This window comes from Alkaliphilus hydrothermalis (assembly GCF_016908555.1).
Taxonomy (GTDB): domain Bacteria; phylum Bacillota; class Clostridia; order Peptostreptococcales; family Natronincolaceae; genus Alkaliphilus; species Alkaliphilus hydrothermalis.
In genome coordinates this window covers 1-1,933 of sequence record NZ_JAFBEE010000045.1, presented here as the reverse complement: position 1 = coordinate 1,933, position 1,933 = coordinate 1, and the positions used below count along the sequence as shown (strand labels likewise).

General features: G+C 36.5%; 1 protein-coding gene. It reads right to left on the bottom strand.

Annotation, left to right across the window (positions count from 1 at the left end):
* Positions 1-329: 329 nt before the first annotated feature.
* Entirely contained in the window at positions 330-1,775 is a 1,446-nt protein-coding gene (locus JOC73_RS14910; RefSeq protein ID WP_204404677.1) for a DDE-type integrase/transposase/recombinase, read from the bottom strand.
* Positions 1,776-1,933 lie beyond the last annotated feature (158 nt).

Below are 1,933 nucleotides of genomic sequence, written 5' to 3'. Positions count from 1 at the left end.
AGGTAGTGTAAAGTAGGTTATGAAAAACTAGAGTAAGAAAAATAGCACTAACTAAAGCATTAGGAACTTCAAATCCATATTAGTTAAGTGTCTATTACAGTACTGTAAATTAAATTTTATGTTGTTTTACTACTCACCGCCACCCTTGACAGCATGGCAAACAATGCTCTGAAATTATTACTGACGGCGATGGAACTCAAAAATAGATAGATATCACCGTCTGAATCACAGCATTGTAGCATTGTTTTACCAAGCAATCAAGGGCATGTCCAAAACGAAGTTTTGGATGGCTAGGTACCTCGGGCTCAAGAATCTAAAAACAAATAGTGTTAGACAGACTGACCTTTCTGCATGTTTAAGATAGTTTGTTGACCAAGGAATATGAGCAACTGCCATTTTCCAGGCATATTATCAGCATTACTCAGCATCTCTACAGAATTAAGCACATGATAATTTTTAGTTTGATGAGGTCGAAGGAAATTGTAGTATGCAACCCATAAAGAAACAGCATAGTTGGCACCATCAAAATTGTCATAGCCACAAGAACAACGATAGGTAGCCTTGAAAGACCGATTCAATCTTTCAACCATTTGTTTAAAAGGTCTAAATTCTTTAGAAACAGCATCATCATTAGTAAGGCCAATAACTTGAGTAATGTCAAAGTTAAGAGTATTATCCTCTTTAAGAGCAAATTGTTGAGCAGCTAACGGATAAGCACTATAACCGTCAGCAATGAATTTGAAATTTTCAGGAAGTTCCTTAATATGGCGAAAAGCCATACGCATAGCCATGATACAAGGTCCAACACCACGGTTATCAGACACCCTATAGCCGATGATAGAACGAGAAACAGCATCCATGATAAACCAGATGTAACCCTTGACGCCACGAACTTTGATATAGGTCTCATCAGCAACCATTGTATTACCAACATTGTAATCATAGTGATCAATGAAAGGTTTGATAGTTACAGCAGCTGTTTTAGCATAGTTAGCAACCATCGTATGTGAGACGTTGATATTGTAGAGATCTTTTAATGCCTGCGAAGTTTTACGAAGGGAAAGCCCAAGGTTTACATGGAGAGTCAGGCACAAGGACATGATATAAGCATTATTTTTTGAGAATTTCAGTGATGAAGCATTTTTAGGTAAAGAATCTAAATCCATACGAAAGAAATCCACAGTGAATTCACGGTAGATATAATGGAGTTTATACTTGTTTTTGTTGGAGTTGGCTAGATCATCCTTGTCTACCTTTTTAAGGTTATTTAGATAGTAAGAACACTTAGCGTTGACGCATTTATGCACAATAAAGTGCTTACGGTCTTTCTTATGAACAAGTGCGTGAGCACAGTAGGGGCAACGTAGTTTTAGTGGCTGATTGTATTTGTTTTCTGGGTTAAACCGAGTTTGACATATTTTACAGAGGATTTGACCCTTCGAACCATTGTTTTTGTATAGGTAAGGTAGTGGGGCACCACAACGAGGACAACTGCAATCCTCAGGGATATCACATTCACTACGACGTTTCACAGGCTTTACAGTATAGTTATAGCGTTCCTTATAGTATTGAATGAGGGTATTGTAATTCCATATCCCATAATGGATGACTTTTGGGAGGATATCGGTTTTGTATTTCTGATATTTAGGAGAATGAGCATCATCATGAGACCACTGCTTTAGAGGGATATATTTAGAAAGAAAAAGCACAAGCCAGCGAATTTGTTGATTTTGGTATTGAATTATTAAAAGTAAATAGGATATAATTGAGTTCATAACAATGACACCTTTCTTTATCGGAAATTTTTGTTGTGTAGGAACTTCAATTATAACCGAAAAAAGGGGGTCATTGTTTTTGTTTGCAAAAAAACTTTGAAAACCTTCTAAAATAGATGTTTATTAGCTAAAAAGGGGTGTCAAACTTGACACTACCT